The following is a 25,635-nucleotide window of genomic DNA, read 5'->3' on the forward strand; positions in this document are numbered from 1 at the left end:
CGAATCTGCCGGATTTTTTTGAATTTTTTCACTCACCTAGTGTTGTTGCTGTTTTGCGAAAAAGCTCAAATCCAACATCTTCAGCACCTTTGCTCTGCTCGCTACGGCCTCAACTACTTTTCTAGGATTTTTTGGGGGACATGGTTGTATGAAAATCACTGTGGGCAAAGATAATTTTAATAATGTCAAAGATTTTATCACTTATTTGGAAACCACTTTTGAGCAAGATAAGTTGGCTTTTGGAGAAGTTACTTTGTCTTTGGAATGTGATGAATTAATCCAAGAAGAGCTCAATGATTTGGCCGATTTTCTTTTAAAACCTGAGCGCCCCAGACTTTATAAATTCGAATTTCCTCCTCAGCAGAGTCACTATCAATTGCCTTTTGATAATGTATATCTAATGAATAAACGACAAAAATTTTCTCTTGAATTCCGAAATCAGGTGGCAGAGTTAGCTGACTCATCAATTTCTTTTCAATCACCCATCCATAAGATACGAAAAACAAAAAAGAATTGGATTGAGGGGACAAAAGGTCCTCGTATTAGTCTGCAACTGCAATATCAGATTCAATCCCAGCAAGAGCACTCTCAACAAGAACGACTCCAAAAGGCAACTCAGAGAAAACGAAAAGAGAACCTGGCAGCAGGTGCTGTTGTTGAAGCAGAAAAGGTAGACTCGGAAGACTTGGGCGAGTTAGTTGATCGCGCCAGTTTAGATAGTAGGAAGTGGCTGGATTTTCTAAAAAAGCAATTGAATCCAAACCAACTCTCCATATCAGATAAACTATTACTTTCCATATGGGATAGGCTGGTAGGTAAGGGGGCCAATCAAGTTAAAGCGCTGGATAGGAAAATCACTCATGTGCAGGCGGCTGCCATGGAGAAAATTATCCGAAATTTTCCTGAGTTTTCTTACGGCTTGTTTTTTGAAAATTTACCTTCAGGATTTTATCTGCAACAAACTCAGGATGGCAAAAACGTATTGTGCTTTAGTGAAGCACCAGAATATCAACATCTCGAACAAATAACCCCTCTGACACTCGTCCCTGAACTTTCTCCAATAAATGCCCGCAATATTGTTGGTTCTTACCGCCAATTTAGTGTCTTAGAAAAAGATTCTAAAAATGTGGGGCGTTATCAAGCTGAATTTGATTATCTATTGAGTAGAAAATGCACTCCAAAACGACGCGAAGAAGCTTTTGTTTTTTTCTTGTATGAATTGACAGAAAATGATGCGCCAAAATTGAAACGCGTAAAAAGATTATTACAAACTTTACCCTTATCTGATCTTAACTATCGTGGTTTGGCACAAGTGTTAATTCATACTGGGGCTGATGGTGTTATACTTTTATTGCAACAATTTAAGACTTTACAGGATAAGGATCTTTTTAAAGATTTTAACAAGATGTTCCTGGATAAACCAGAGAATTACCTTGCATTAATGTCATCTCAAGGTTTTGCAAACCTTAAAAAGTTGAGTGAATTAAACAGCGAACAGCGGATTTGGTGGAATTCTTTAGTTGAGCAACATAAAGCAGCAGGGGCCCGTACTGAGTTTAATGAGCTATTTGCTGCTTATGACTATTTTCTGAGACAGCTGGAAAATAAGAAGTTGCAGTTACCTTTAGCATGTGCTTTAAAAAATATTAGACACATGAAACCAGCATTAGATCGCTTATTGTTTATCATCAACAACAGCAGCGATCCAGAAGAGCAGCTTACTTGTCTTGATGGATTGGATTGTGGCATCTATGGCGCTTATTATGCCAGTCGTTATGACGGGTATAAGTTGCTATCACGGTATATGAATTTAAGACCGAACGTTCATGAAGCGGTTCTTGATTATACGGTCCCTGCGATGCCGAATGAAATGTATGCATGGTTAACTCGCTTGGATGAGTCATACGGGGAGGTTATATCACGGTTTTATCGTTTTATTGGTGGGCAGGAATGGGCATTTACACTGGATGTATATCAAAAAATCGAACAGGAAATTAGTAACAATCAAAAGCTGAATAAGCAGAATAAAATATTATTACTCAGTATGGTTGCTTTGGTAACTACGGGACAACGGGCTTGCACTAAAACCGAAGATCCCTGTACCCAGGTTAAGAATTTGCTGAATCAATTGATTACAATAACTGAAGATTTTAACGAGCACTTGAACAGTCAATTGTCGACAGTACTTCTTGCTTTTTTGGGAGAACTGGAGCATTGCAGTTGGGAATCAATGCCCACTGCTGATGAGTTGAATAAGCTTATTGCAATCTTATTACCTATGCAAAAAGCAAAAGTCTCAGATGTAGCACGTCATGATTTTCTGGAAATGGGTCCACTTGCTTTGAAGCTAATGGGTGAATATAACAATGCGGCATCAATAGTTATCGATAATTATCAAAGACGTTTTGCCATAGAGCAGACAAATACTGTTCCTATTCAGAAATTTTCTTTGTCAATTTTGTTAAAGCATTTGGTTACTCCTTCTAAACTGAATCAATTTCTACCGGATCTTTTTCACGATCAACCCGAGTCACTCTCTCAGTTTGTGGTACTCCTTTCATTATTTAATGATGAAATACCGAAAGGTACAGGCCATGAGCAAGACGATAGCGAATTTGAGACAAAAATAAAAAATCTAGCACAAGCTGTATATCACATGCAGCCCGAACGTAGGGGACAGTTATTATCAATTCTCGCTGATATTAATATAGAAGCTTCTTATCGTTTACCTTCACTGGAGCAACTGATAAAAACTGTTGATTCAGTTACCAAGGCGGAAGAAAAATTAGGTGTGCTGCCAATGGTTGAAAATCAAAAAGCAGGTATTCTTGAAATTGTTCGCGCTGAATTACCGGATCTAAAAGTAGGGGAAGATCCAGTTAACGAAACAGCGATTAATCTTTTCAGTATGCTGAGGCAAAGTTATGAGGAATGGCAACTTGAAAGTAAGCTTGCGGATTTACCAGAAAAACTAAAAGGATATTTTGAATCTTGGATGGATGCTCATCAAGTAGTGCTGTATTATTTGAAAAAACCAGTTAACACCGGAATGGTCTTCGAGTTTTTGGCTGAAGAAGAGCAGGAAGTTAAAAATTTGTCGGGTAGTAGATGGTTTGCTTGGACTTTATCTGGATTTCCTCAAGAAAGAGCACAAATGACTCAAGTGCTCGGGGGCGAATTTTTTACAAAGAAATCCTACCTGTCTGTGTTGAAACCTAAAATTGAAGCGAGTTTTCAATCCAGCTTAATTGCTGCTTTAAAACCATTACAAATAAATCAGGATTTTGATAATTTCCTATTGAAGCAAATTAAAGAATTAAATACCGATCGGCCTATCGACGAGGCACTGCAAGAATTAGGACAGCAATTAGATGTGGTAAATGGTTTAATTAATTCCTTAACTCGCATTAAAAACCAAAATAACATTGAATTTCACCGTTGCATTTCATTATTAACTGATGGAGTTAAGTCTATAGCACCTGAAAAAACTTTTTTAACTGCACTTCAGATGAAGGATTTGCTGGATACTTTAAGTCAAGGAAAAACACTTTCAGTTACATCGCCCTTAGCTATTTTATGTAAAATATTAAAAGAAACGCCAAGGTATACAGCGGAGCAGTTACGTGATGCTTTGAACACGGTTACTTATTTAACAAAATACCAAGAAGATCTTGGGCAAGAGGCGTATGAAAACTTATTACGTTGTTCATTCACTCATAATTTAACCCAGAAATCCTTATTTCCATTAAAAGAAATGATGGGATTGAAGTCCTTAACTGATGTAGATGAAAAACATTCCGAAGCTTTATTCGCAGCACTGATTCAGGTAATAAAAAAAGCGGATTTAGATGTTGATGCGGAAATACTTCAAAAAATCATTGACAAAATCACCTCAATTACCCAAACAAAAACAACAGTACAGTCGTTGGTGCCATTGCTTACTTTATTAATGAAAACGTGTACCCAATGCAACAAGGCTGAATTAACCCGCTTTTATACCGTAGTCAATAAGTTGGAGGCTACAGAAGATTCAGACTTAAATAATTGGGTAAAAATATTGCTTATATTGGGTGAGCGTGTAACCGATAAAAACATTCATCGCCTATTGGACGTGCTAGTAGGGCTTGAATTAAATCACCAATATCTACAGGAAATTACTGCATTATTTGATTATCCTCCTTACCCAGAGATAGACTCATTTATCAAAATATTAAATGGGTACGTTAAGGATCTCGGAGATTATGTTGATGCATTTGATAAAGATCCAAAATCAGGACGTGCTCCTCAAAAAAATGTATTTGATGTCGCTCTAAAAGACTCTGGCCAAGTTCTTGATGAGCAATTTGAGACCTCACAAGTGAAGCGAGTCATTACCGACATTAAAAATATTTTTGCAGGAACTTCTTTAAGTAGTCAGGAGCAATATGATTTAGCCCAACAAATTACCTATATCAATGCAATAGGGAGAGATAAACCTTTAACTTTGGTTGTAGGTGATGAGCCTACGACGAAACAAATAAAAGCCTATAAAAATTTAACTCAAGTCAGTCGTGTGGAGTTACGTGAATTATCAGATACATTGATTGCTGCACTAAGAAAACCGGATCTTGAGACTCATGCAAAACTCAAAATCCAATTAAGATTGCTTGCTGTATTGCGTGAACAATATTTTCGGGCTACAGGAAAATTTGTTGACACCACACAGCTTATTGGCATTTTAATGTCACTAAAAAATCAGCAAAGCAATATGCTGATGGAAATTGATAATAAGAAAGATAATAGTATTGCAGCTGCCTTATTTGCAGTAATGCAATGGGTTGAGGTTGATGGGGGAACAGTTGATGTGTGTGCTCCCAGTCGTGATTTGATGGCCCAAAGTTATAAAGATCATGCCAAAGATTTTTTTGCCTCCTTGGGCATTGCCTCGAGTAGTATTGAGATAGATGCCCCCAAAGGGACCTATAAAGTGGGCGGGATAAACTATTCTACTATAGGTGACTTGGCGTTATATCGTTCTCGGGCAAAAGCTGAGAATGAAAACTTGATTGCTTACAAGGATGGTCATGTTGCATCAAGTAACTTAATTCTTTATGGATCTGATTTTTCAGAATTAGATGAAAGGATTTTATTTAATCTTGCTATCAGGGCCGAAGATGATGAAGGTAATGCGAGTAACCCTTATGCATGGATCTATCTTTTAGTTAATGAATTTATTACTCAGGAACAATTTAAAACTCTACACATGAATAATGGTTGGAGCGAAGATCAGGATGTCGCGCTGTTAAAAGAATTTTTGTACAGAAATGCTCCTACAGGTTTGCATAAAGCACAGTTAAATACTGTACCAAAGGATAAATTTAACTTATGGATTAATTCAGCTATAGCAGCTCAACGTTTTGTTGAAGGCGAAGATTTTGTTATTCCACCTTCTGAAACAGCACGGCATTTTGCTATTCCCATAAATCAAAAAACACTCCAAAGCGGTTTAACCTTTATGGAGCATCAATTTTTGCATGCGCGGTTACAAGTAGCACATCCCGAGTGGGAATTCGTTATTGCCTCAGAGATGCGTTTTGTTGATTCTGTTTCAATTAAAGATTTCATTGATGATTATAAAAAACAAGGGCGTATTATTAGTATTTCCAGAGCTTTAGAAAGACACGATGAATTAGTCGAACAATGCAGCAAGTTTGATATGAATGTTGCGTGCCAAATACCACCTCATCAAAAAAATAAACGTAAAGAATTAGCTGCAAAAGAAACTGCAAATAAAGAAGTTCATTTAAGAAGAAAGCGAAATGAGGATATTGCGATTGAGCGTCATTACATTCAATCCATTTCTAGTATACAACAAGTTGTTCTACAGCAATTCCAGGAATGGAAAGAGTTTTTGCATCTTGTTTATCCAAAATCTGCATGGAGAACATTGGATGCTGAGTTATTAATCCAAAGAGATGCTTTAATTCTTACTTTGAACGAACAATGGGGTGAATGTCTTGCGCATTCTGACCCGCAAAAAAAATACCTCAATCCATATGTACGTCGAAATGCAAATAGAGAGTTACGCACTATAGAACTGGATGAAGCAGTGGCTTCCTATGAAGTTGCTGTAAATTCGATTTGGAATCAGCAACGCGCATTTTTTAAAGGAAAAGTTATGCCTTTCATTGCAGAAGGCTCTGTCAATGCGCTGCGTTTTCATTATCTGGATGGAGTATCATTAAGTGAACAATTGCGGCTTCGTCGATTGGCAGAACATGAAAGCCAAAAAGAACTGCTTGTTCAGAAGAAAAAGACGCGTCGATATGTTGAATCTGGATTGGAAGTAAACGGAGCGATGCTGCGGTTTGCTGATGGTGATGTAGAGGTCTATCGCGATGATTTTGTTAAAAGCCAAGTAAAATTATTTGCTGCAGACATTTGTCGTATTATAAAAAATAATTTTTATTTAAATAAAATCACGCGATCATTATTGGTTAAGCAAATTGAGCGTGCAACCAATTTAGATATTCTCGTTGACCTTTTGGTTGATTATGCTAACTATCTTCCTGAAGATCGATTCGCTGAAAAATATGCCATGCAGCCAATAATTCAAGAATTGTTATGGGTGTATCAACAAGCCGGTCTTGAAGAAACAACAGAGTTGAAGGAATTAAAAACAATTTATTTGGATCAAGTAGCCGCTGAAATTGCTGATGATTTGGAAAACACCCTATCTTGGGCAATGAAAGAACAGCGCGGCTTGGGATATTTACTTGAGCGTTCTGCTGTTACAGCTGCTGCTGATGCTATATTGAATGCTGCCCACATTTTAAAAAGTGCTAAAACGTTACCTGATCGGCAAATTGCAATTAAGAATTTGTATCAAGTATTGACAATGCATGAAGCGCGACTGGAAGGTTTATGGATATTCTCTTTGGGTCATAAGAATACACGTACTTTAATTAAAGAAACTTTGGCTACACTTGATGGATTGGCGGCGATGAGTTCAAATGAAAATGAACTGGATGCTGATTTCGTACATGATTGTAAAGAGGCGTCTTTTTATGAAGTAATGAAAGGAGAACTGGATTCTGCGATTCAAGTTATTGAGGAGGAAGAGCCTCATTTACAAAGAAATAATGAATGGAAATCGATTAAAAACGCATTAATTGGCATGCAGGCTGAAAACAACACGCTTTATTGTTTTTATGAAATGTATTATTTTCTCGCGAATAAAGTAGAAGAGTTGGCGAGAAAAGGTTCCAAGTTTCAAGAGTTTGGAGTTCGTCTGCGAGGAGAGGCTCGTAATATTTGTGAAAAAATTAGCCAGGATCATAAAGAACTTCTTAATACGACTAAGTTTTTGACATGTAAGGCAGATAATCTTAAAGAAAAACTTAATAGATTAAATGGATTTACTGTGAAAGAGGTTACGCTCAAAGAAGGGCATAATGGTTTTAGTGATTATTTTGATTTAGTGATCAAAGGTGCTGGTTCACACCCTTTACTCCATAGTTTTACCCAATATAATTCGCGCGCTCACGAGCTAACCGAAGAGCGAGAAGCTTTGAAATTAAGACTAGTTCAAGCTAATGAGCAACTTTTAACTTCGGAGCGATTGATAAAAGAGCAATTACCTCTCCTTCAATTTAGCGCAAAAGATAAGCCGGATACGGAGCAATTCCCTAATCAATTTCAGGATCAGGTCAATGAAATTCTGATTTTAAAAGAATGGGTAGCAGAGAAAAAGCCTACAGATTTAAGTTCTTTTTCTGAAAAAATCCGCAATAGTTTTCTCGATAGAGAGTTAATTAAAACCTTTAAATTTCCTGATTTGCAAGCAGAAGAAATCGATAAAATTCAGGATATCATATTAAAAATCGGATTTAGAGATTTGCATGAGCGAATGGTTGATGGAATGAAACCAAAAACTGTTTGGGGTAGTGTTTCTTCTTATATCGCAAGCTATGTTTTTACTCCAGAAGATATGGAAGACTGGCGTTTGGATTTTAATGACTTGCTAAGAAGACCGGAAAGAAATTTGACCGATACCTTCGGTCCGGATATTGAAAATAAACAAAGTATATTGGCCACTCAGCTTGGTAAATTGCATCAACAAACAGCAGAACAAGTTGAGTCGTTGAAACAACAAGTTGCATTTCTCAATGAGAAAATTGATGAGGAAGTAAAAAAAGGTGGGGTTTATATGATGCGGATTACTAACCCATATGAGCTTTTGGAGTTTGAGAAGCAACTATCGACCATTAAAATGAAACAAGAAGCGAAACCTTTTTTCCAAATAGATCCGAAATCTTCAGAAATCATGCATCCGCAAGTTGATCGATCTGATGACGTAAACAAAGTGGAATTTGTTATGTAATAAATTTTGTAGCGCAGAGTAAAAGCGCTACTTAAGTCACAGAAACGATCCATGTATTAATTATCACAAATCATTCAAAACCCGAGTTTCTTTTTGTTCAAATATTGAACTATAATCAGATCAGGTGATGTTGAACTTTGGAACTGCAATGTTATCTCCAGAGGTAGTAAAGGTTATTGATACCATTAGTAAAAAAATTGAAACAAATAATTTTGAATCATTAACTTTTGAAGATATTAAAAATGCGTGTTTTACGGTGATGGGACAGATAGAACATTTGAAAGCCAACAGTCAAATCTCTACCGCGGATAACTCCAAAGAAAAAGAACTGATTGCATATAAACGTACCGTGATGCACTTAGTAGAATGGCAAGCACGATTTATAGAAATGAAGAAAAGCAATGTGTTAGGAAATTACATTGCGGATTTAGATTTTTTACGTGAAATGGTCCATTCAGTACCTGATGTATTAGGTGCAGTTTATAAAGAAGAAATGGAAAAAATTAACTTTTACATTTCCAATATGCTTGGCAACATAAATAAGCTAAAAAATAAATTACTTGAAGCAAATTGTTTTGATATTGCTCTAACAGCACATACACAATGTGCTTATGAAATTACTTTCTTATACTCTAAATTGCTCAAAATACACTATACAGCAAAAATGCGCTATTCAGTGGTAATTAAAGGATATTTTGAAGCAATTCAGGAAACTTTCGATTTTTATTTAAAAGAAATTACCTATTTTCGTGATCTTGAAATTACCAATGCTAAATGTTTGAGTTACTGCGTGATGAATTACCTGCCCAAAAACGTACGGCACTGAACCTCAGTTGCTCTTAATTTTTATATGTCCACCTCTTATCTTTTTATCAAATACATTACATTCTTGTCAAAATAAATGCAGTAAATATAAAAAATACTATACTTTTATAAAATATAATCACAAATCAGGTAGTGGATGATGGGAAGCCTTCATATATCACCAGATGAACATTTAAAACGGGTAATGGGCAATCCAAGTGATTTAATCCTAAAACAACGTGAGTTATCTGAGGCTACTTATCCTCTTTTGGTTTCTTATTTAGGATGGCTCAGAAGACTAAATGTGATGCAAAATAAAAATGATGTAATTCGTCAAAATGAACAATTTTTAAATGAGTTCATGTACTTGTGCGAACATAATTTACTCTTTTTTCTGACTGTTAGTGGTCGTTTTGATATCATTCGCGAGCTTTTCAAAGATAAAGATTTATTGGCAAAAGAAGTTGCATTGCTTGAGGAAATTGAAAAAGAGCAAGCTCAAGCCGCAGCAGCAAATCTACAAAATTTTGTGTTTATCCCCAGAAAAAAAGAATCATCAATACTCCAATCTGAAGTACCTAAACCACTACATCTTCTTACATCTGAATGGGAAAAATCGCTTTATGGCATAACGAATATGAGTTTGTATCAATATTATGAAGAAGAAATGAAACGAATTACTTACATTCATCACATAAAACAAATTAAACTCATTGATACATCTTATGAGGAACATATTACCTTGATGCAAAAGGCATTAAACTTTGTTTCCCAAGATGAAAATATTCCTGAAGAAACAAAACAGAAGGCGAAAACACTTTATAATAAGTTAATTGCAATAAAAAATGAAATGGAAATGGAGTATCCTCAAGTGACTCTATTGGATGCAGTCTCAGAAATAGAGGTCATTGAGAAACAGTACCAAGTGAAACAAGAAAAACTTAAAGAAGCTCAGGAGGCTCTCAAGGTTTTTTTTGAAGAGGTTCGTCACGAAGCGCCGCAATTGCAAATAATTTATGAGGAACATCAAGAAATTGTCAGAAACTTCGAAAAAGAGAGCCAGGCAATTCAAGTTGAGTGGAAGCAAGAGATGGAGACGCTATCTACTCAATATGAAAAAGCACGTGCTCATGCTTTAGAAGATATAGACAGTAGTTTGAGTTTCATCATTGATGAATTAAAAAAATGCCCTGTTGATGAACTGAATGAAGAACAAATAAACAGATTGGATGTTACGTTGATTCAATTACAAGAGTATAAAGAGAAACTAAAAACAGTTGAGTGTTATGAGTCTACCCAAATTTTGTTAAGCGCATGCAATAAAGACTTAGAAACAATAGCAAGTATTATTAGACCTGTATTATCAGAAGAAGCCCAAAAGTGTTTTGATCTCAATATAAGCCTAATGAAACAAATGTTTGTTGCACCACAAGATAGTGTTGAGCATTTGATTCCGACTCCAGATAATTTATTACAAGAAACTCTAGATAGGGGGGCTGAGTCTTTGCCTAAACCCAACGTTACTGATACTTCGCTTGAAGCACAATCCATTGATGTAAAATCAAGTACACCTGCTATTGAGCGTGTGGCGATAGAACAGCATCAACCAGAGTTTTCTGAGGACGAAAAACCTGAAACGATTCATTTATTCGAAAAGCAAAAAATTGAGGCAGGATCAAGTAAACCTACTATTGAGTTTACACGTACGAAACAGCATGGGTCCGAAGATCCGGAAAATTCAGAGGTTGGACGATATCGATTTTTTATGAACTCTATAAGAGATGGGACTGAGCTTATAGAGTTTGATTCGGAGAAACAACGCAATTATGCGTCGGCACTAAAAGAGTTATCCAGTGTTTTAAGCGACTTGAATGAAGAAGTCGAGCCAGAAATTTCAGAAAAAATAAAAAAAATCGAAATTCTTATTAAAGATGCAAAATCAATGGGATTTGATAAGGCAAGTCCATCACATATTCAAAAAATTTGTGATGCATGTGATTTAGGCATTGATTATGAACCTTTAAGTCATGTAAAAGACAATCTTGCCTCAATGTTTCATTTCCAAAATAACCATCAAAACAGTGCGGGAATGTAGTAATTTTGACTAATCATCGGAATATTATATGACAGCATGCCCTTTTTTTTGTATAATGTGACCAATTTTTTATGATAGGGAGATAATAAATGCCGTCAATTGATGAAGATGCATTATGGGAAGCTGTAAGTAAAAAAGAATATGAAAAAGTTAAAACACTGATTAAAGACCATCCAGAGTTGGTGAATGCAGTAAATACCAATGGCAGAACTCTGCTTATGAGAGTTGTTCTTGCTCTCGTTCCACCGTTAGACCTAATTCAATTTATTGCAAAACATCCTGAGCTTAGTTTTGAAAATAAAAGTCCTGAGACTACCCAAACAACTGTTGGAGCAATTCTATCTACAGGACGCTCTGATATATTGGACATTTTTGCTAAAGATGCACGCATTATTTTTGATGGTGATAAATTAGCCTACACAATAGCTAAGAAAAATTTGGAAAGTGCAGCAAAAGGCAAGGTAGAAAACTACAAAAAAATGCTTACCATCATTCGTGATGCGACCATACGTCATGCCATTGCAACCGATGACCCCAGCTTACTCGAGCGGTTAGAAAAAGCAGGAGATAATCTGTCCGAAACGTTGAGCGATGGAAAACTACCCGTACGTTTAATCACTAAAGAGAATCCTGCTCCTAGAGTGAAATCATGGTTTCAATCTCAAATTGGAAAAGATGGGACGAGTATTACGATGCGTGTTGATTCATTTTTTTCTCATACTTATGAAATGCAAAAAACAAAAGAACAAATGGATGAACTGAACCGTCGTAAATTGGAAGATGATACCAAATTGCTCGATCAGACTTATACGAGTACCTTAGAAAGTATGGAAAAGGTTGTGAACACTATTAGTCTCTCAAATTAAATTAATTTAATATAACCTGGGTGAGTGCGCGAAGTTAAGTAAGTTCACGAATGCCTCTACGGTCTAAGGGCTTGTCTGCGGGATCGAAAGTTAGTTACAAAATAGAGATGTATTTAATAAATGTCTACGTACCGCGCTTTATGTGCGGCACGTAGGTAGGTAGATTGCTTATAGCTTTTTAATGATATCTCAGGAACACGTTGTGGGAGCAGAACTAGCCTAATGACGCGAAGTGAAAACAATGGCTAGGAATTGCTACACTTCTTCATTCTAATTTATCTCTTAAGCCATCAATAAATCATTTAATTTGCTCTATTAAAAAAATTCCAGGGATAATTATACTGTGTGGTATCAACATGATGCTGAAGGCTTAATCATTCATTTATATGTTCAGCCAGGAGCCAAAAAAACAGAGATTGTCGGGATTCATGAGGGTGAACTTAAAATTCGCTTAAATACCCCACCCATTGACGGTCGTGCCAATAAAGCATTGTTGAAGTATATTGCGCAAATATTTAAGGTACCCATAAGAAAAGTTGAGTTACAGCGTGGGGATAAATCAAGACATAAAATACTTAGGGTTATCTGCAGTAAGGTAGCACCTGATGATTTGTTTTGAATCGAAGCGTGAATTTTGCGATAGTAAGGATAACACTTAATCATTTGAATTCTATGAAAATTGAACAGTTCCCCATCTCCTTTAATACCTCAGGCCGAGGTACGCAGGATGTAACAGATGAAATAAAAAATATCCTATCAAAAGTCACAATACAACAGGGTTTATGCCATTTGTTTCTCAAACATACTAGTGCTTCTTTGATGCTTTGTGAAAATTATGATCCTCAGGTTCGTATGGATTTGGAACATTTTTTGGTTCGATTAGTTCCTGATGGTGACCCTCTTTTTAAACATGTGATTGAAGGTAAGGATGATATGCCAGCACATGTTCGTACCGTCTTAACTCAAACAAGCTTAACCATCCCCATCCAAAATGGGAAATTAGCATTGGGGACATGGCAAGGAATTTATCTTTACGAACATCGCTATCAATCACAAAAACGTCATCTGGTTACTACTGTTGTAGGAGACTAAAAAAACGTTTTTGGTATACTATTAGGGTTCTGTAGACGACTCTACTATGTTTGGTCAAAATGGTGTGCTTTTAATGTGTTCCGAACTCACACGCTTTATGTATGCCAACAGCCCTAACTATTAATTTTTTTGAATTGGAAAAAATATGCCTCAGATACCTCAATGCCCAAAATGTAATTCAGAATATACTTATGAAGATGGTAGTCAATTCATTTGTCCGGAATGTTCTTATGAATGGGCAAAAGATGGAATAGAGGAGCACGTAAATGAGCAACGTATTATCAAAGACGCGCATGGTCAGATTCTCCAAGATGGGGATACAGTGACAGTAATTAAAGATTTAAAGATAAAAGGGTCATCACAAGTAGTAAAAGTGGGTACTAAAGTAAAAAACATTCGTTTGGTTGATGGCGATCATGATATTGATTGTAAAATTGATGGAATTGGCGCTATGAAATTAAAATCTCAATTTGTTAAGAAGGGATAGATGGTGATGCCTAAACCACTGCACATTACTTTTTTATTTTATGATGGAATGACTGTTCTGGATTCAATTGGTCCTTATGAAGTACTAAGTCGTTTGCCAGAAGTTGCGGTACAGAGGGTTAGTCTAAATTGCGGACCAGTACGTACATGCTCCGGGGTGACGCTGATTGCTGAGCATGCGTTGACCGATATTTCACATAGCGATGTTCTGTTGGTTCCTGGGGCCGGTAATGCAACCGCATTGCGTGAATTTCCTGAAATTCTTGCATGGGTTAAAACAATTCATGAACATACGCTATGGACTACCTCAGTCTGTACTGGAAGTTTGATCTTAGGCGCGGCAGGGATTTTATCGGGAGTGCATGCGACAACCCATTGGGCAGTAATGGATCGATTGAAAAATTGGGGGGCAATACCGACTCACAAGCGATTTGTTGAAGAGGGTAAAATCATTACCGCAGCTGGTGTTTCAGCAGGTATTGATATGGCTTTTTATCTCGCAGCAAAACTTACTAATGAAAACGTAGCGCAAAGTTTACAACTTGGCTTGGAGTATGATCCTGAACCACCTTTTAATTCTGGGTCACCAGAGAAAGCACCAGAAGCACTGGTTCAATCTCTTCGTGAACGCTTGTTAAAAAATAGGTTTGAACCGGAATAATTTAGGGCATGACATAGATTATCAAAGCAATTAAACCGGCAATGGCAATGATTGGATGAACTATGACTGCTAATTTGGGGAGCGGTTTCCCCTTCCTGGCAAGCGTAACCAAAGTTAATCCACCTAATGCAGCGACAATCAAGATAACTAGGCTTGCAATAAGGAAGGAGGGCTGACCTGACATAAATGTAAGCATGTATACAATCATAATAAGTAGCCCTAATCCTGCAAAAACTCCGTGAAGAGCCTTTATTTTTTGATTAACAGGCCTATCTTGCAATATCGCGGTCAAAAGAAAAAAACCACAGCCCACTGCAGCAAGAAATAAAACAATAGCGAGTATTAACATTACAACCTCCTGTTTAAAAAATCATATCTCATAACATTCTAGCCTGGGTGCAGCGAAGCGGAACCCGGGAACACTGCGGTTCAGAAATACCTGGTTTCCGCTTCGCTGCACCCAGGCTACAAAATACGGTTGGTTTTAATCGGGTGTCACATAATTTTCTTTTGACTTAGGGAGATTTAAAAGCTCGTTTTCTAACTTTTCACCCAAAGTATCTTTTTTCAGAGAAGGAGAGAAATTGATGATTGGAGCAGGGTTTTTCAGTGCTTCAGTCAAACTGATAAATTTATATCCATTTTTTTGATACATTTCCAAAACATCACCTAATAAATAACTATTTAGAAGATTTGCATGAATTAATAATATTTGTTTGGCATTCTTTCCTTTAGCGCGTTTTTCGGCTTTTAATGTTTGCTGCCATATATAAGCCAAATAGCGGGGTTTTAATTTCTGAACATACTCTACTCGAGAGCGATATGGAACTTTATAAAGCATTGCATTAAAGTCAAAATCTTTACTATCAATGGTTACTGGTGCAATAGTGTAATTATGCTCTTTTAGGTAGTCAAATACTTCTTGCTTTTTTCCTTTATTTCCCTCTGCAAGATAGGGATAGCGAAAATATTTTGGCTGGGTCATGATTGGGGTAAGAATTTTATCGGCACGCTCCAAATCGGCAATGTATTTTTCGGCACTTATTTGATTCAGATTATAATGTGAGTAAGTATGATTGCCTAACATAAAGCCTGCTTGTCGAAATTGCTCAAGAAAATCCCATTGACCTTTTTCTATAGCCCCTGCAATCACAAAACCTGTGACTGGAACTTTATATTTTTGGAATGTTTGCACAATTTGCGTAAAACGCTCTGTTGAACGCTCCCGATTTCCTGGGGTATTCATTCTTGATGCAACAAGAGGCAAATCATCTATAGTAATTGCAATTTCTTTTTCATCAGCAAAACAAACTGAAGAAAACAATGCAATAAAAACAAAGAGTAATTTAAGCATCGATGGTCCTTATCAAATTCTAGTAACAGGATGGTAACATAATTCGATGAATACGTTAAAAAGAAGATTGGTTAACTGAAAATTTTATAATGCAATGAGTTAAATGATTGGGCATAACTTTGCATTCATGTGTGAATGTATCGTCAATGAGTTTTTAAAAATTCTGACATTTATAAACATTAAGTGCGTATTCCTTATGTCTAAAAGGGTACGTATGAGTAGGTATTTTTTGACAGTGATCAAAATATTGTTCTAGGCAGCTCTGCCTGTCGTATCGATCGACATACAATGCTTCTTTTAATGTTTTATTGGCAATTTTTTTATTGATGTCGGTGCCCCATAAAGCATATTGATTTTGAGCTGTGCCACAACCCAAAGTATAAATGGTAGGTTTATTTGGGAGGAAAAAAAGCATGCGTGCTTCAAACCAGCCTGATGTAAAAATCGTGTCGGGTACTTGAGGGTATGTAGCATTAAATCTTTGGATTAAATGATACAAAATAAGTTTTTTTGATTTGACAAAATTAAATTTGCTTGTGTTATCAATTAAAACGAGGAGGCTAATTATGGCATAAGAAATAATCAATAAAATGGCGAGTCTACGCTTATGGGCTGTGGTGGCCCAATATCCCAATAAAATAGCACTGCTCATTAGATACGGTGTCAGCCAGAATTCTCGGATCTCAGCTTTACTGGCTGTGTATAAGTAAAAACAAAGAATAGTAATACAAATGATACGGCACAAGGTCACAATTAATGCACTTTTCTCCTCCATTATATGGTTTCGTACTAAAAAGGGAGGGAGAAGCATTATATTGAGCGAGGGCAAAAACAGGGTAAAAAATGCTTTTATCGCATGATAAAAGGGGTTTACCTCATGGTGGAGTTTATGAGTTGTTAACTGATAGATAAATGATTGCCAATGATTTTGATAATTCCAGAAAATAACTGGACTAAAAATAATAATGGCCAGCAGAGTAGCAAAATAAAAATGTTTTGTTTTAAAAATTGATCGGTAAGTGAAAATTAAAAAAATAAGCAAGGAAAGAATTAAAACAATACCGGAGTATTTGGATAACATCATAAATCCGGCACTGATCCCGATTAAATAGATATCTCTTACTCTATTCGTTTGGATAAATTTTATAGTGAAATACAAAGTTGATGCCCAAAATAAAGTAAGGGGTGTGTCATAGGTGGTTTGTTGTAAAATATCTAAGGTGACAAGCGGAGAAAATAGCCATGATAACATGGCAATAAAACTTGCCTCCTGGGATAAAAAAAATCGGGCACTTTTATAAATAAACCAACTGCTAAGTACAATTACTGTGATGCCTACACAACTCAAGGCAAACAGGTTATTTCCAAACAACGAAGTTGCAAGCCTAATAAAATAAGCAATCATGGGTGATCCATCATAATAGGATAACGCCAAATGACGGCTCCAGTCCCAATAATAGTAAGTATCAAAAGACAATATGTTAATGGGTGCAATCGATAGCAGGATGACAAAATAGAGGGTTAAGTACAGGTAAATACTACGAGAATTAAAAAACTTCCATGAAATAACCTCGCTATTTAGCCGCTTCTTGGGTGTACCTCTATTACCCAGTTGGATACCTAAAGGTGAAATAATTTTCTTCAGGTTCTTTATCATGAGCAAGTCTGCCTTTAATTACTAGGGACAAGTTTTTCTGCCCAGATATGACGAGAATAAGTATAGTAATTTAAAAGTGAGATTAAACCTATGCCGATACCCATGATTATATTTTCGCGTAATGCCCCACTGCCAAAGCAAAGGACTCCAAGTCGCAACCAATAACTTTGCAAATTAATTATAAACACTGAATAAATAGCGAAAAGGATGAGGCGTTTTATTTTTAAAGACCAAGATGACTTATGCTTGACACTAAAAGTAAGCCTGCTATTTAAAATGAAATTATTAATAATTGCTGTACATACTGCAATTTGCGAGGCATCAAAAGGTGAAAAATGAAAATATTCGCGCAATACATTGTAGGTAATAAATTGTACAAAAATACCCAGAGAGCCAATCAGACACATCTTTAAATAACGTTTGATTTCATGATAACGCAAAGTAAAAACAACGCGTAATGAATCGACAATACTGTTTTTAGGTAGCTTGCTGTATCCAGCATTTCGGTCGATGAAATCAATGGGATACTCACGAATCTTTGCTTTATTTTTATGTAAAAGCCAAAGTAACTGCATTTTATATGCATAGTGATTCGTAAGAAATCGATGAGGTAGAATTTTTATAAGTTGTTGGCGGCGAGTAGCACGAAAACCGCTGGTAAAATCCTTATATTTGGGGGTAAGCGCCGCTCTGGCAACATAGTTACCCAAAATAGAGAATAATTTCCGATGAAATTCCCAGTTTCTTGGAATACTTCCTCCATCTACATAACGGCTTCCCAGCACACAATCACAGGTTTGCAACATTTCTAACATCGGAAGAATATATTTGGGTTGATGGGAAAGATCTGCATCAAATTCAAAGATAATGTCCGCATTCAAAGAAACTAACGCATAATTCATGGCTTGCAAATAAGCAGAACCAAGTCCAGATTTTGAGGGTTCATTTTGCAAGTGTAATTTCGAGTAATTTTTCTGTAATGAAGTAACGATTTGTTGCGTATTGTCCGTAGAGGCACTGTCAAAAATTAAAATATGTATGTCATATTGCTCAATGAGTGCTACTGATGTAAAAACTTGTTCTATTGTTGTTTGAATGACTGACGCCTCATTATGCGTCGGAATGATAATAACTACTTTCTCTTTTCCTGATGAATTCTTTTCCATGGAATCAGGGGGATTATTTGCATCAAAAATCAACTTTTTATCTCGGATTTATGGATATTTGAGGCAATGAGTGTATCAATTAGTTTTTAGAAAAAAAAGAGGGTATTTCTGTTCTGAACTCCTACTTTTGATTTTAATCATTTTTTCTATTTTTAACATCCACTCGATGTAATCGAGCCTAGAACATCGAGTGGAGTCTATACTAATAAATAAGCCAGCTTTTGTTTTTAAATGGGATATCTCTATGAAGGTTTTTAAGAATATGAAAATGTATACTTCTTATTTAGAAGGCCTCTACCAGCATATTTTTACAAATACTCCCATCTCTACCTGGGGCTATTTCTACTATGATTTGAATGGACGTTGTCTGCAATTGATGTCTGATAAGTGGCTGCTCGATGTTTTCTTTAAAAATGATTTATTTGCCACGCAGATTTTCAGTAACATAACGACAACCCCCGATACCTTATATGCTTCAGATGTTAGCTATTACTGCGACAATCCCGCCCAGTTGAATAGAAGCGTACTCTGTTTGCTTCGCTTCGTTCTTTTGGGCTGGATGGTTTTCTTGGCTCTGCCTGCCTCGGCCCCCTAGCTCCTCCTCTAAGTATTACTTTAGTTCTCATTTTAAATCTCCCATATCTAATAAATTTTTAAGTTTAATAAATAAACTAAAAGTTCGTGAACAAAACACAAGGTGATACTCCTGTAAGCGATTACTCCATCGCGTTCCTTCCACATCAGTATAAATATATTCCTAGGTGTCCAAATAATAATCAATAAAGATTATGATTTGTTTTGCGGAACTACGTATTTTTTGCATAAGTAGCAACTTTTGATGTACTCGTATTCGTTATGTGAATCTTGACGAAGTAACCCAACAATCTTTCATCAATATAGATTCTTTCTTATGTTGAGTTCGGTTATTTTTAACTATTTTTTTGCAAAAAATTAACACTATTGTTTTAATCTGTTATTGGTAATCCATAGTACAATTCAATAATTTCTCTCAATTCATCTCAATAAGTTTTTTATGGGAAAATCAAAAATTGGTCTCATAAAACATTCTTTTTTTAACAATTCATTTAAAAAAATCGATTTTTCTTTTAAAGAAAAAGAGTTTTGTTTAGACCAATTAAAATATGAGTTTTCGTCTTTATATCAAGTATTTGTTTCTAATAAGTCGCATTGGACAGAAGAGAGTTTCATAGTTCTTTATTTGTACTTTTTGTGTGATTTACTGATTTCTTATTATCATTTGGATTATGTCGGTTCTGATCTGGAAAAATTAAAACAATTCCGCAAAAAAATAGAAGTATTTTATAAAATAGACCACGTACGAGAAAAGCAAAAATCGATTGAGGGCTTTTCTGAATTTATACGAGAGGAAGTACAAAAGAGCATCCTGGATTTTCTGTCTTCATTGATTAGTATTTCTAAGCTACGTCAATATGTTGGTACTATAAATACCAAGCGTTCTCAATTTGCCTACAGTCGTGGTTTAGCAAATTATGCAATTATTTACCTGCAAAAGAGTTCTATTTCTGAGTTGATTCAAGAGATTAATAAATTTTTTGGTAATCAGTACAGTTTTGTAGAGGGCATTAATCTTTTAAACAAATCGCGAGAAGCCATTACTGATTTGGGTATTTTGCTTTATGCACTTCGCTTTTTCATCAATTTAATACTTATGATCAAACATATCGTCGAGTCAGCAATAAGTGATGAGTTATCAGTAAGAAAAGTGCTGAGGCAAGAAATGGAAAAGCGTGGTTTTATGATGGCTAATGATTTAGTTTGGGCTATAGTGGGTTTATTGACGACATATAATAATTTTTTTCATATTTCAGAGACAGTTGTTCCACTCATTACGCTTGCTTTTTTGACGTTTGATACACTTTTACTTTTAGCCCAATGGATTTTTGAAGCGAGTCAATATCATGATCATATGTATGAATTGCAGGGGCAATTAAAAAATGCAACAGTCTGGGAGCGAGCGGTTATTCAGCGCCAAATTGATATACTAAGTGATGAATGGGAGACTCAATGTACCTATTTTGCAATTAACGTTTTGGGAGCAAATATAATTGCTACCTGCTTTGCAATCAGTCTCTTTTGTACCGGTCCACTTACTTTAGCTGGACTTGCGTTATTTAGTATGCTGGGTAATGCATTGTATAATACTTCAGAAGAATATAAAAAATATCAGAAATCCTCTATTACCGTGCGACGTGAATTAGCAAATGGCCATATTCTGAATGACGAGCATCATCACCAACTCTTAAGAAAACTCAATGAAGAGTGCAACAAAAATTACTGTGAATTTTGGAAAAGTTTGGCATTCAATGTGGGCGGAGTTGCATTTATTATAACTGCAGCCGTAGCTTCATGGCCTCTTGTTGTGGGTTTAACACTTGTTTATGTGGCTTATCGATTAAACGATGCGTATCAAAAGCAACTGCATAATCAGGAAAGCATTTCTCAAGATGTTTATCGTCTTTTAAATCCGGAGTATTTAGAGGAATCTTCTTTACAATTTTCCTATTAACATGATTTCAAATAAGTTCCACTCTAGACAGGCGCGCGACTTCGAGATGGATTGTTGCAGTTAATTGATTATTAATAAATTCTTTAATTGTAATGGTAAATTTTTCTAACATCTCATGGAATTATAGGCTATTATTCAAAAACCCAAAATAAATAAGGAGATTATCATGTCACAAAATTCTATAGGCCAATTCTGTTGGAATGAATTAGCTACTGCGGATGTGAAAAAAGCTAAAGAATTTTACAGTAAAGTATTAGGTTGGCAATTTAAAGAAATCCATTCTGGTGAAATGACATACACACTAATCCAAGCTAATGATAAAGAATTTGCAGGTATATGGCAAATCCCTACAGATCAACAAAATGAAATTCCACCCCATTGGATGGCTTATATTTTAGTGAATGATGCTGCTGATACTTTAGCAAAAGCAAAACAAAATGGAGCTCAAGAAATAAAAGGAGTTACCCATGCTGGAGATATGGGGCTTTTTGCGATTATTAAAGATCCTACTGGGGCCCATATTGCATTTTGGGAATCAAAATAATAAAGCAGTGAATGAAGCGAATCCTGTCGTTGATGACATAACAACTCAGGATTCGCTTCATCCAGTAATTTTTTGCTCCTAACTTTTATTTTTTTGATTGAGTTCTTGCCAAAGCTTATATATTTCGATTGCTTCAGGGTGTGTGTGATAAGTCATTGGCAAATTTCTTTCCTGCCAGGATTTAGCAAATTCATCATAAAAATTATCCAGTGTGAAATATTTGCGATCGTCAATATAATATTTTTTATAATCATCTCTTAAAGTAATAAATGTTACCTTTAGCGGACTGCAATAATACATCGCGGCCAAACACATGGGGCACGGATGAGCTAAAATATAAAACTCACAATTAAGAAGATGTTCTGTATGCAGTTTCGCAGTAGCTTTTCTTATAGCCACAATTTCTGCATGCGCAGTAGGGTCATTGGTTTGAGCTACCAAATTAGTGCCCTCAGCAATGATTTTACCGCTTTCTACGATTAAACAGGCAAAGGGTCTTCCTCCTTGTTTTACATTCTCTTTAGCTAATTCGATAGTTTTTTTTATAAAATCCATTCTTAAAGTCCTTAGAGTTAAAGATATTTAAAAGTACAGATAATTCTTAGGATCCCTAATATTGAACCCAATCTTGTTCAGGTAGATTTTCCATGGGTAACAGTTCGTACGTTTTGAAAACATCCCCATCCTGAGATAAAAGAATTGCTATAGACCTGGTTTTTTCAAAATGAGCAAAAATAATCATCATCATGACTGTGATTGGCACTGCGAGGAACATTCCTAATATCCCCCATATTGCTCCCCAAACGGCTAATGAAATTAAAATGACTAATGGACTTAAGTTCAATGAATTACTTAAGAAGCGCGGCTCAATCAGATTCCCTATAATAAATTGAATTGCTCCCAGACCTAGGATAACTTCAATAAAAGGAATCCAACCGGTAAATTGTAAGGCTGCCAAAGCGGTTGGAAAAGCGATGGCAATAATCGCGCCTATATTAGGGATAAAATTAAGGAAAAAGATAAGCAGCGCCCAAAACTTTGCGAAATCTAATCCTACCCACTTCATGACTACCCAGCTGGAAATCGCGGTGCAAATACTTAAAATGGATTTAAGTCCCAGATAAGTCTGTGTGTTATTTACGATATGACTAATGATGTTATTCATAAGCATACGGCTTTCCAAAGTAGGAAATAAGGCATCAATTTTTTTTAGAAAAAAGTGTTGTTCAACAAATAAAAAGACAACATACAATAAAATAAGTACCGTTGAGCCCATTAGTGTCGTAAACACCCCATAAACGTTAACAAAAATCGTTTGGAGGTTCAGGCTTTTGATTATGCTATTCATACTTGCCAATACTTTTATATTAAATTTTTGATCAATATTATTGAAAATTTTTAATAAATTTTCTTGATAGCGGCTGGATGCTGCAATGACATCATTGACATTATCCGTAATGATAAAAATAAAAATAAAAATAAATACGGCTACTATTACAAAAGCGAAAATCATACTTAGCCAATTGGGAAGATAGGCACCTACTTTGGGTATTCGTTGAATGTTGTTACTTATTGTATTAAGAAGATGCCAAATAAAAACTGCAAGCACAAAAGGGATCAGCACATGGCTTCCTACAATTAGAAGGTAACCCACTAACCAAATAATGATTAATCCCGATGTAAAGATAAGAGTTTGGCTCATAATGTTAACTCCTAAAAAATGAGTTGGTTGAGCTGAATGACGTTGATTATTCTGGGTTCATTTCGGCGCATGAGACAATTCCTTTTGGATTATTTATTCACTGATATTAGCATTGATTAGGCGGGATAAGAATTTAAAAATAAAGATTAAAGGGTTGATTTTCAAATGCGTCTGAAGATTTATAGAGTCCCGGGCGCATCATAGCGAAACCCGGGAGCTGTTTGGAATTTGTTCTATCAGAAAAGTCCTAGACCGCAAGTATCCTCAGAACCATCACTTTGAAAAACTTCTTGGGTGAGTTCACTTTTTCTGTTGTTATAATTTTTACTGAACTCCGTGTTCAAGCCAAGAGCATTTTTCTCTGTGTTAAAATATGAAACTGCAAAATACTCTTCCAGAAAAGCATTGAAGTATGCTTTAACTTTATTCAAAAATCCAGGAGCAGCTATTAATGTTGGCTCGTATCTATAGATTGCTGAACGACATTCATTAGCAAAATCTCGAACGCGGCGTTGGAATAGAAACAGCGGTATCCCTTTTTTAAAATCGTTGTCAAACTGTCTTTTGCTTTCATTTAATTGGGCTTTTAATTGCTGTACCGCATTTAAGATGTCTGGATGAAGTGGTTCTTCATGATCCTTAGCTAATCTTTCTACGTTGGCTAATTCATCAATTAACTTTCGAACTGTAGAGTAAATTGGCGGGTTGTTGGTCGCCTTCTCATCGAATGCAGTGTTTGCTTTATCATAATATCTTTTAAAAAAATTAAACCCCATTTTAGTTACCCTCTTTAGAATTCTATTTCTTTTTTACTTTCCGCAAAGCGCAGAAAGCTAACTAATTTTAGCCAAATAGGTTATAAAATGATAGTCAAAGTCATAATAAAATCATTTGTTGATTTATTAATAATCTAATTGTTCAGAAATTGAAAAACAATATCTGCTATAAGTTCAGGACTATCCATATGTACATGATTACCGCCTTGGATCTCATGAAGAGTCAAATTTTTTATTGATTACATTCTATCTTGAAAGATGTTTTCAGGATAAGGCACTTCTTGCTTGGCGCGGATAAGACAGGTAGGGATTTCTAGGGTACGAAACATCACACTTATTTCGTCTTCATAAGGAAGTGTAAAACCAACACAGCGTAATCGTTTATCAAAAGTCCAATGCCATCATTCCTTACTTTTTACGGTACATCGATAAACTAAAGCTTCAGCTGCTTGATAACTAATCGGTCCGATTTTCATACGATCATGGATTGCAGCGATGCGATTATCAAATAGAGTGCGTTGGTATTGATTATAAGATAAATAGGTCGCCACATCTCGAGGGAGGTTTATTGTGGCCTGTTCTATCAAATTGACTGTTGGTCCCAAAATATCAAGAAAAATTATTTTTCCGACACGTTCGGGTTGGGCAATTGCGATGGAAAATGAGATTGGTTTTTTTGGAATGCCAAATTTTTAATGCTAGCGTAAAGCCATGGGACATGAACGTTCTACTTAACGATAAGTTGTTTTTAATTAATGCTCAAATGATGCTAAAGTATGCCGTTATTTATTTAATCAACAAAGGAACAGAGTGATGTTGGTGTTAGAAAAATATTTGCATAAAGGTATCGATTTTAAAAGAGCAGAAGAAACATTAGATGCAGGAATAAAGTTGGTGAAACAAGCAAATGAAGGAAAAAGTGATTCTACTTTAGTACAACAAACAAAAGAAAAAGTTAAGGAAATCATTTCCGAGTACACTAAAATTTATACCTCATCCTCATTGTGGGCCGTCAAGCAAAATAAATTAATGGTGGAGTTACGGGAAAAGATGGCAACAGAACAGCCCAAACCTGATGAGTCCGAAATATCTAATGGCATGAGTTTGAAGAGATAGATAAACAGCTGGCTATTACATAGAATAAAAGGAAAAAAGTATGTCATATTATAGTTCGATTCGTCCTGAAGATATATTGCCCGAGGGAGTTGATTGCACATCCATTAATGGCAAAATAGTAAGAAAAGGTACAATTGCTGCTTTTTTAGCTAATGTTGCGATTTTTGAAAAACAAGACAGTACGAAAAAGCAAAAGCAGGAAGCAATGAGGGCTATGCAAGAGTTAGCTCCAGGAGTAATCGCTATAGGTTTGCATCAACATGTTGTATTTAAAAATAGTGAAATTGAGCAAATTCTTATAGACGCTGAATAATGAATATTAGCTCGATAAAATGAAAGATGCGATTGGTCTATAGCTCCGAGTAATATTGCCTATACTATGTATTGAATTTACTCATTTATCACT

At 35.8% G+C, this 25,635-nt stretch carries 21 protein-coding genes; 13 read left to right on the forward strand and 8 right to left on the reverse strand.

Annotated features, from left to right (window positions below; translation table 11 throughout):
- Positions 1 to 148 precede the first annotated feature (148 nt).
- From Ltuc_RS02590 to Ltuc_RS02625, 8 genes are all read left to right on the forward strand, one after another.
- Positions 149 to 8,362 (forward strand): hypothetical protein, encoded by an 8,214-nt coding sequence (locus Ltuc_RS02590; RefSeq protein ID WP_058519790.1) that lies wholly within the window; start codon positions 149 to 151, stop codon positions 8,360 to 8,362.
- Between the two features lie 127 nt (positions 8,363 to 8,489).
- A complete protein-coding gene (locus Ltuc_RS02595) occupies positions 8,490 to 9,188 on the forward strand; it encodes a hypothetical protein (protein WP_238584129.1) in 699 nt (232 codons plus the stop codon).
- Between the two features lie 135 nt (positions 9,189 to 9,323).
- Positions 9,324 to 11,261 (forward strand): hypothetical protein, encoded by a 1,938-nt coding sequence (locus Ltuc_RS02600; protein WP_238584059.1) that lies wholly within the window; start codon positions 9,324 to 9,326, stop codon positions 11,259 to 11,261.
- Between the two features lie 89 nt (positions 11,262 to 11,350).
- Positions 11,351 to 12,127: a hypothetical protein gene (locus tag Ltuc_RS02605; protein ID WP_058519793.1), complete on the forward strand. Its 777-nt coding sequence runs from the start codon at positions 11,351 to 11,353 to the stop codon at positions 12,125 to 12,127.
- 343 nt (positions 12,128 to 12,470) lie between these two features.
- Positions 12,471 to 12,746 (forward strand): DUF167 domain-containing protein, encoded by a 276-nt coding sequence (locus Ltuc_RS02610; protein ID WP_058519794.1) that lies wholly within the window; start codon positions 12,471 to 12,473, stop codon positions 12,744 to 12,746.
- A gap of 53 nt (positions 12,747 to 12,799) precedes the next feature.
- A complete protein-coding gene (locus Ltuc_RS02615; RefSeq protein ID WP_058519795.1) occupies positions 12,800 to 13,219 on the forward strand; it encodes a secondary thiamine-phosphate synthase enzyme YjbQ in 420 nt (139 codons plus the stop codon).
- 145 nt (positions 13,220 to 13,364) lie between these two features.
- On the forward strand, positions 13,365 to 13,706 hold the full coding sequence (locus Ltuc_RS02620) for a zinc ribbon domain-containing protein YjdM (protein WP_058519796.1): 342 nt from the start codon (positions 13,365 to 13,367) through the stop codon (positions 13,704 to 13,706).
- Between the two features lie 6 nt (positions 13,707 to 13,712).
- On the forward strand, positions 13,713 to 14,366 hold the full coding sequence (locus Ltuc_RS02625) for a DJ-1/PfpI family protein (RefSeq protein WP_058521576.1): 654 nt from the start codon (positions 13,713 to 13,715) through the stop codon (positions 14,364 to 14,366).
- 1 nt (position 14,367) lies between these two features.
- Here the strand turns inward: Ltuc_RS02625 and Ltuc_RS02630 are convergent, their stop codons facing one another.
- The 4 genes from Ltuc_RS02630 to Ltuc_RS02645 all read right to left on the reverse strand — a co-directional run bounded on the left by Ltuc_RS02630 (position 14,368) and on the right by Ltuc_RS02645 (position 18,576).
- Entirely contained in the window at positions 14,368 to 14,715 is a 348-nt protein-coding gene (locus Ltuc_RS02630; RefSeq protein WP_058519797.1) for a hypothetical protein, read from the reverse strand.
- Positions 14,716 to 14,850: 135 nt separating this feature from the next.
- Positions 14,851 to 15,720, reverse strand: coding sequence for a polysaccharide deacetylase family protein (locus Ltuc_RS02635; protein WP_058519798.1), 870 nt, complete (start codon positions 15,718 to 15,720; stop codon positions 14,851 to 14,853).
- A 154-nt stretch (positions 15,721 to 15,874) separates the two neighbouring features.
- On the reverse strand, positions 15,875 to 17,377 hold the full coding sequence (locus Ltuc_RS02640) for a glycosyltransferase family 39 protein (RefSeq protein WP_058519799.1): 1,503 nt from the start codon (positions 17,375 to 17,377) through the stop codon (positions 15,875 to 15,877).
- A gap of 14 nt (positions 17,378 to 17,391) precedes the next feature.
- The gene (locus tag Ltuc_RS02645) at positions 17,392 to 18,576 is read right to left on the reverse strand and encodes a glycosyltransferase family 2 protein (protein WP_058519800.1); all 1,185 of its coding nucleotides are present in this window, start codon (positions 18,574 to 18,576) and stop codon (positions 17,392 to 17,394) included.
- A 211-nt stretch (positions 18,577 to 18,787) separates the two neighbouring features.
- Between Ltuc_RS02645 and Ltuc_RS02650 the strand changes: the two genes are divergently transcribed.
- From Ltuc_RS02650 to Ltuc_RS02660, 3 genes are all read left to right on the forward strand, one after another.
- Complete coding sequence (locus Ltuc_RS02650; protein WP_058519801.1) at positions 18,788 to 19,138, forward strand: hypothetical protein; 351 nt, start codon at positions 18,788 to 18,790, stop codon at positions 19,136 to 19,138.
- A gap of 438 nt (positions 19,139 to 19,576) precedes the next feature.
- Positions 19,577 to 21,091, forward strand: coding sequence for a hypothetical protein (locus Ltuc_RS02655; RefSeq protein ID WP_058519802.1), 1,515 nt, complete (start codon positions 19,577 to 19,579; stop codon positions 21,089 to 21,091).
- Positions 21,092 to 21,257: 166 nt separating this feature from the next.
- Positions 21,258 to 21,635 (forward strand): VOC family protein, encoded by a 378-nt coding sequence (locus Ltuc_RS02660; protein ID WP_058519803.1) that lies wholly within the window; start codon positions 21,258 to 21,260, stop codon positions 21,633 to 21,635.
- 78 nt (positions 21,636 to 21,713) lie between these two features.
- Here the strand turns inward: Ltuc_RS02660 and Ltuc_RS02665 are convergent, their stop codons facing one another.
- From Ltuc_RS02665 to Ltuc_RS15225, 4 genes are all read right to left on the reverse strand, one after another.
- Positions 21,714 to 22,190 carry a nucleoside deaminase gene (locus Ltuc_RS02665; protein WP_058519804.1) on the reverse strand — a complete coding sequence of 159 codons (477 nt, stop codon included), beginning with the start codon at positions 22,188 to 22,190 and terminating at the stop codon, positions 21,714 to 21,716.
- Positions 22,191 to 22,245: 55 nt separating this feature from the next.
- Positions 22,246 to 23,337 (reverse strand): AI-2E family transporter, encoded by a 1,092-nt coding sequence (locus Ltuc_RS02670; protein ID WP_058519805.1) that lies wholly within the window; start codon positions 23,335 to 23,337, stop codon positions 22,246 to 22,248.
- A 236-nt stretch (positions 23,338 to 23,573) separates the two neighbouring features.
- The gene (locus tag Ltuc_RS02675) at positions 23,574 to 24,113 is read right to left on the reverse strand and encodes a hypothetical protein (protein ID WP_058519806.1); all 540 of its coding nucleotides are present in this window, start codon (positions 24,111 to 24,113) and stop codon (positions 23,574 to 23,576) included.
- Between the two features lie 401 nt (positions 24,114 to 24,514).
- A complete protein-coding gene (locus Ltuc_RS15225; protein WP_133138245.1) occupies positions 24,515 to 24,700 on the reverse strand; it encodes a hypothetical protein in 186 nt (61 codons plus the stop codon).
- Positions 24,701 to 24,923: 223 nt separating this feature from the next.
- Between Ltuc_RS15225 and Ltuc_RS02680 the strand changes: the two genes are divergently transcribed.
- Together Ltuc_RS02680 and Ltuc_RS02685 are read left to right on the forward strand one after the other, a co-directional pair.
- Entirely contained in the window at positions 24,924 to 25,229 is a 306-nt protein-coding gene (locus Ltuc_RS02680; protein ID WP_133138246.1) for a hypothetical protein, read from the forward strand.
- Positions 25,230 to 25,269: 40 nt separating this feature from the next.
- Positions 25,270 to 25,542, forward strand: a complete 273-nt coding sequence (locus Ltuc_RS02685) for a hypothetical protein (RefSeq protein WP_058519808.1) — start codon at positions 25,270 to 25,272, stop codon at positions 25,540 to 25,542.
- The last annotated feature ends 93 nt before the right edge of the window (positions 25,543 to 25,635 follow it).

The sequence above is a fragment of the Legionella tucsonensis genome (assembly GCF_001468035.1).
GTDB classification, from domain to species: domain Bacteria; phylum Pseudomonadota; class Gammaproteobacteria; order Legionellales; family Legionellaceae; genus Legionella; species Legionella tucsonensis.

Excerpts from the sequence above, each read along its gene's own strand:
- Ltuc_RS02590 (WP_058519790.1), top strand. The coding sequence starts at position 149 with ATGAAAATCACTGTGGGCAAAGATAATTTTAATAATGTCAAAGATTTT.
- Ltuc_RS02595 (WP_238584129.1), top strand. The coding sequence starts at position 8,490 with ATGTTGAACTTTGGAACTGCAATGTTATCTCCAGAGGTAGTAAAGGTT.
- Ltuc_RS02600 (WP_238584059.1), top strand. The coding sequence starts at position 9,324 with ATGATGGGAAGCCTTCATATATCACCAGATGAACATTTAAAACGGGTA.
- Ltuc_RS02605 (WP_058519793.1), top strand. The coding sequence starts at position 11,351 with ATGCCGTCAATTGATGAAGATGCATTATGGGAAGCTGTAAGTAAAAAA.
- Ltuc_RS02615 (WP_058519795.1), top strand. The coding sequence starts at position 12,800 with ATGAAAATTGAACAGTTCCCCATCTCCTTTAATACCTCAGGCCGAGGT.
- Ltuc_RS02620 (WP_058519796.1), top strand. The coding sequence starts at position 13,365 with ATGCCTCAGATACCTCAATGCCCAAAATGTAATTCAGAATATACTTAT.
- Ltuc_RS02625 (WP_058521576.1), top strand. The coding sequence starts at position 13,713 with ATGCCTAAACCACTGCACATTACTTTTTTATTTTATGATGGAATGACT.
- Ltuc_RS02630 (WP_058519797.1), bottom strand. The coding sequence starts at position 14,715 with ATGTTAATACTCGCTATTGTTTTATTTCTTGCTGCAGTGGGCTGTGGT.
- Ltuc_RS02635 (WP_058519798.1), bottom strand. The coding sequence starts at position 15,720 with ATGCTTAAATTACTCTTTGTTTTTATTGCATTGTTTTCTTCAGTTTGT.
- Ltuc_RS02640 (WP_058519799.1), bottom strand. The coding sequence starts at position 17,377 with ATGATAAAGAACCTGAAGAAAATTATTTCACCTTTAGGTATCCAACTG.
- Ltuc_RS02650 (WP_058519801.1), top strand. The coding sequence starts at position 18,788 with ATGAAGGTTTTTAAGAATATGAAAATGTATACTTCTTATTTAGAAGGC.
- Ltuc_RS02655 (WP_058519802.1), top strand. The coding sequence starts at position 19,577 with ATGGGAAAATCAAAAATTGGTCTCATAAAACATTCTTTTTTTAACAAT.
- Ltuc_RS02660 (WP_058519803.1), top strand. The coding sequence starts at position 21,258 with ATGTCACAAAATTCTATAGGCCAATTCTGTTGGAATGAATTAGCTACT.
- Ltuc_RS02665 (WP_058519804.1), bottom strand. The coding sequence starts at position 22,190 with ATGGATTTTATAAAAAAAACTATCGAATTAGCTAAAGAGAATGTAAAA.
- Ltuc_RS02670 (WP_058519805.1), bottom strand. The coding sequence starts at position 23,337 with ATGAGCCAAACTCTTATCTTTACATCGGGATTAATCATTATTTGGTTA.
- Ltuc_RS02675 (WP_058519806.1), bottom strand. The coding sequence starts at position 24,113 with ATGGGGTTTAATTTTTTTAAAAGATATTATGATAAAGCAAACACTGCA.
- Ltuc_RS02685 (WP_058519808.1), top strand. The coding sequence starts at position 25,270 with ATGTCATATTATAGTTCGATTCGTCCTGAAGATATATTGCCCGAGGGA.